Annotated in this window: 5 protein-coding genes and 1 pseudogene; 3 read left to right on the top strand and 3 right to left on the bottom strand. The window is 47.9% G+C overall.

Features of this window, described 5'->3' with window-relative positions:
• The 3 genes from VIM87_RS27215 to VIM87_RS27205 form a co-directional block, all read left to right on the top strand.
• The coding region (locus VIM87_RS27215) for a glucosaminidase domain-containing protein (RefSeq protein WP_332000036.1) at window positions 1–1,417 on the top strand (1,417 nt) is incomplete at its 5' end.
• 77 nt (window positions 1,418–1,494) lie between these two features.
• On the top strand, window positions 1,495–2,034 hold the full coding sequence (hpt, locus tag VIM87_RS27210) for a hypoxanthine phosphoribosyltransferase (protein WP_332000035.1): 540 nt from the start codon (window positions 1,495–1,497) through the stop codon (window positions 2,032–2,034).
• 104 nt (window positions 2,035–2,138) lie between these two features.
• A complete protein-coding gene (locus VIM87_RS27205) occupies window positions 2,139–3,905 on the top strand; it encodes a YfbK domain-containing protein (RefSeq protein ID WP_332000034.1) in 1,767 nt (588 codons plus the stop codon).
• 1 nt (window position 3,906) lies between these two features.
• Here the strand turns inward: VIM87_RS27205 and VIM87_RS27200 are convergent, their stop codons facing one another.
• The 3 genes and pseudogenes from VIM87_RS27200 to VIM87_RS27195 form a co-directional block, all read right to left on the bottom strand.
• On the bottom strand, window positions 3,907–4,296 hold the full coding sequence (locus VIM87_RS27200) for a helix-turn-helix transcriptional regulator (protein WP_332000033.1): 390 nt from the start codon (window positions 4,294–4,296) through the stop codon (window positions 3,907–3,909).
• Between the two features lie 20 nt (window positions 4,297–4,316).
• Window positions 4,317–4,508, bottom strand: coding sequence for a type II toxin-antitoxin system HicA family toxin (locus tag VIM87_RS31455; protein WP_414649672.1), 192 nt, complete (start codon window positions 4,506–4,508; stop codon window positions 4,317–4,319).
• A gap of 162 nt (window positions 4,509–4,670) precedes the next feature.
• Window positions 4,671–5,014: pseudogene (locus tag VIM87_RS27195) on the bottom strand (SAM-dependent methyltransferase); the annotation flags it as partial.

Raw genomic sequence — 5,014 nt, 5'->3', positions numbered from 1 at the left:
GTATATTGCTACGTACAAGGACATTGCCATTGATGAAATGCACACCTCCGGCATACCCGCCGCCATTAAGCTGGCCCAGGGCATCCTGGAAACCCAGAGCGGCAATGGCTGGCTGGTGCTCAACTCTAACAATCACTTCGGTATTAAGTGTAAGAACAACTGGGTGGGCGCTACCGTAAATTATGATGATGATGCCCGCCAGGAATGTTTCCGCAAGTACAACTCTGCTGCCGATTCTTACCGCGATCATTCCGCCTTCCTGAAAAATAATCCCCGCTATGCATTCCTGTTCCAGTTCAGCCAGGACGATTATAAATCCTGGGCCTATGGCCTTAAGCAGGCAGGTTATGCCACCAGCAGAACTTATCCGCAGCAGCTGATAAAAATAATTGAAGACTATAACCTGGAGCAATACACGCAGCAAGGTTTAGGCGTGGCCAGGTCTGATATCAGGCCCGCCAACAATAATACTACCAGTAACGGTACTTATACCAGCCGTCCGGAACCCGCTGCAGCCAGGCCTTCCACAGCTGCTAATACTCCGGCCCAGCCGGCCGCCGTTATCAAGCGCCCTTCAGGAGTGTTTGAGATCAACGACCGTAAAGTATTGTACCTGCCCGCAGGTACGCCGCTGATACAAATAGCAGACCGTTACGATATCCGCTTAAGCCGTTTGCTGCAATACAATGATCTTTCAGAGGATGTACCCCTGCCAAACGACACCTACATTTACCTGCAGAAGAAAGGCAAAAAAAGTAAGAACGATTTTCATACCGTAGCCCAGGGCGAAACCATGCACGATGTGGCACAGGCAGAAGGTATTCAGCTGAAATGGCTGCGCAGGCGTAACAAAATGAAAGAAGGGCAGGAGCCTGCAGCAGGCGCCAGGCTGGCCCTGGATGGTTATGCCAGCGCCACGCCCCGTTTGTCGAAGAATGAGCCTAAAGATGAAAATGCCGGGGAAGACTTTTCCATAAAAAAAGCCGGTAACGATATAGAGAAAGAGATTGCCAGGAACCAGGCGGCACAGCCCTCCCAGGCGCCCGCCCAAACAGAGGGCGCAGCAACCACTTCCCAAAGCGGCGGCATACCGGTAGCGATGGTAGAAGACCTGAAGAAAATGGGCGATGTGAAAATGTCATCATCCGGTGGCAGCCAGGCGCCCCCGGCCATGCCCAAAAGCCAAACGCCGCCTGCACAGGCAGGGCCGGCCACCACACCGCCTCCTCCGCCGCCCGCTCCGGCTGCCACACAGCCACGCAGCACAGGCATTATGCAGTATCACGATGTACAACCTAAAGAAACCGCTTACGGCATAGCCAAACGTTATAATATTTCTATTGACCAGCTGCAGCGCTGGAACAACCTGCAGGGCACCGATATCAAGATCGGTCAGCGCCTGGTAGTAGGTAAATAACGTGTGCCACACCTCAAAGGTGTGGCACACATAAGGTCCAACAAATCATAAATCTAAAATCGTAAATCTAAGATCCCATGTCCGTTATAAAGGTGCACGATAAAGAATTTCAGCCTTACATTGGTGCAGAAGAGCTCCAGCTGCGTATTAAGGAAATGGCCGCACAGATCAGCAAAGACCTGGCCGGCGAAAAACCTTTGTTTATCGCCATTCTCAACGGCTCTTTTATGTTTGCGGCCGATGTGTTCAAATACCTGGATATAGAGGCAGAGATCTCCTTTATTAAGCTGGTGTCGTATAAAGGCACTAAATCCACCGGCAATGTGGTAACCTCCATTGGGCTGGATGAGGACCTGTACGGCCGCACCGTAGTGATCCTGGAAGATATTGTGGATACCGGCAAAACCTTAAACATGTTCCTGCCCCAGCTGCACCACCAGCAACCCAAAAAGCTGCTGATTGCCGCCCTGCTCACCAAACCGGAAGCCTTAACCTACCCCATAAACATTGATTACCTGGGCTTTTCCGTTCCCAATAAGTTCCTCCTGGGCTATGGCCTGGACTATGATGGCCTGGGGCGCAATCTCCCGGAGATCTACCAGCTCATAGAGCAATAAGCAATTAATAATTAAGAATTAATAATTAATGCGTAACACAAATGTTTTGCGTTCATTATCACCTTAATTATTAATTATTCATTCTTAATTATTAATTTTAATACATGCGAGTGCTCCTTGCTTTGCTTTGTATATTATCCGCTGTACCTGCGGGCGCACAAACAACATGGGTAACGGGAGCCGTTGAAGATAGCATTACCCATAATCCCCTGCCCGGGGTAACCGTGAGCGTTATGAATGATACAGTGAAGGTCGCCACTAATAAATATGGCCTTTTCCGTATTGTAATACCGCCGGGAGGAACTACGCTTTTATTTGAACATCCTAAATTTTTCAGCCGCACCATAGCTATAGAAAAGTACAGCCGCATGCTGGTAGCCCTTACCCCGCGCGATAAGAATGCTGCTGCAGTGAGTGATATTGCTATGGCCAAAGCAAAGGCCAAAGCCCGCGCTTCACACAGCTCCAATCCTAATTACGGTAATATCGGCATGGGCATCCGTACCTTCTTTGATGAAACGTACGGCACTATCTACGAGAACAAGTTCGTAGCCACCATGAAAAATCCTTCCTCCAACTTTGCGCTGGATGTGGACCGTGCAGCCTACAGCAACATCCGGCGGTTCATACGCCTGAAAGAGCCGGTACCCGCAGATGCAGTGCGTATCGAGGAAATGGTGAACTACTTCCATTATGATTATCCCCTGCCTGACAGCAACCGTCTGCTGGCTATTAATACCAGTTATGCAATATGCCCCTGGGAGCCCAGGCATAAGCTGCTGCAGATTGCCGTACGCGCCAAACAGGTGGATATTAACAGCCTGCCGGCCAGTAACCTGGTATTCCTCATAGATGTATCGGGCTCCATGGGGCAGCAGAACAAGCTGCCTTTGCTGCAGGCCGCCTTCCGGGTGCTGGTAAATAACCTGCGCCCTAAAGACCGTGTAGCAATTGTAGCCTATGCCGGTACGCCCGGCGTAATATTACCCGCTACTTCCGGTACACAGAAAGAGAAGATCCTGAATGCAATTGATTACCTCAGCGCCGGTGGCGCCACTGCAGGCGAAGCCGCCATAAAAATGGCTTACCAGATTGCAGTGGAGAATTTTATAAAGGATGGTAATAACCGCGTGATCATGGCCACAGACGGGGACTTTAACGTAGGCCAGACCAGTGATCAGGAAATGGAAGACCTCATAACGCAGAAGAAGGAGAGCGGCGTACTGCTTACCTGCCTGGGTTTTGGTATGGGCGATTATAAGGATAGTAAGCTGGAAGCCCTTTCCAGCAAAGGCAATGGGAACTTTGCCTATATCGATAACCTGGAAGAAGCCAACAAGATCTTTGCCCGTGAGTTTGGCAGCACCCTCTTCACCGTAGCAAAAGATGCCCGCGCGCAGGTATGGTTTAATCCCGAAGTAGTAAAGGCTTACCGCCTGATTGGTTATGAGAATAAAGTGCTTGCAGATAATTCCGGTGAGGATGATAATATTGCCGGTGGTATCATTGGCGCAGGGCATTGCGCCGTAGCGCTGTATGAAATTATTCCGCGTGATACCCTACCGGCCGATAGCGCGCTGGGCCAGGTAAAGCTCTGGTACCGCGAGCCTGCAGATAGTAATACCATTACTATGGAGCATGATATTGATGGTAAATACACTGCCTTTGAAGATGCCTCTGCCGATTTCCGTTTTGCCAGCTCAGTAGCCTTGCTGGGCTTACTGCTCCGTAAATCCAGTTACCGGGGCGATGGTAATACCAACATGGTGCTAAGCATTGCTAAAAGATCACTGGGCGCTGATAACGGTGGTTACCGTAAAGAGTTTTTAAAGCTGGTAAAAGAGTTGAAGAAAACGGGGAACCTGAAATAGCTTAAGCAAATTCCAATTGGGTTAGCTCCCGGCCTAATGCCCTTACCCCTTCCAGTATTTTATGCGTTTGTTTGGCAGATGGCTTTTTAATGCCGTTAATGTATTGCGATAATAATGTTTGGTTCATACCAATGCGCTGGGAAAGTGATTTGGCATTGATCTCTTTATAATATTCAAAAAATTGCTGCAGGTCCAGCATAATAGTAATATCCGCATCAGATAAGGGTTTTAGCCCTTTGTGACTACGATACAGGTTTAAGGCATCCAGGATATTGCGCCTTAAAGTAGCCATATCTTTACCGGTAGTGCCTACCGGGGTTTTCTCAAAATCATCTGCGTAGGCAGAGAAACCAGTAGACGTTTTTTCTACCACAAATACAATCTTCTTCATGTTAATACTTGTTGAGTGAATTATTGAAGCCCCGCCTGTTTTAGTATTTTAAATGCCAGCCCTTTGGCTATTTCAGCTGATCCATGATCCGGAAAAACAATTTCAATACCCGCCTTCTCCGGATGTACTAATATTTTATGGCTTCCTTTTCCTGTTCTGTACACACTCCATCCTTCTCTTTTTAAGATCCTTAGCAGCTCGGAACATTTCATCTTCCAATAATTTCAAAGGTAAACAATTGTTTACAATTCCTTTCGAAAAAAGTAAACAATTATTTACCATCTTGGGTTAAGAAATAAAAAAGCCGGACAAGGAATGTCCGGCTCCGCTATACTAAATGATTTATAAAAAGAAAAGTCTTAATCCGTTGTTAATCACTTCACTATCTTATAACATTTCCGGATCATCTTCTGCTGAAAATCAAACGGCAATGTTTGCGAGGTAATGTCCTTGATACTGCTGGCCTGTATCTGTTCCTGCTCCAGTACAAAGCGCCGGTAGTTGTTGCTGAAATATACAATGCCGCCCGGTTTGGTAGCTGCCAACACCTTATTCAGCAGCGAAACATGATCCCGCTGTATATCCAGGAAATCCTTCATCCGCTTGCTGTTGGAGAAAGTAGGAGGGTCTACCACCACCAGGTCAAAACTATTCGGTGTTAGGGTATCCAGGTATTGCAATACATCTGCATGTACAAAGTGGTGAGCTTGCATATCAA

Source organism: Chitinophaga sp., assembly GCF_036569125.1.
In the GTDB taxonomy this organism is placed as follows: domain Bacteria; phylum Bacteroidota; class Bacteroidia; order Chitinophagales; family Chitinophagaceae; genus Chitinophaga.
Note: the sequence above shows the minus strand (reverse complement) of the source record. Positions and strands in the feature narration are given on the sequence as shown.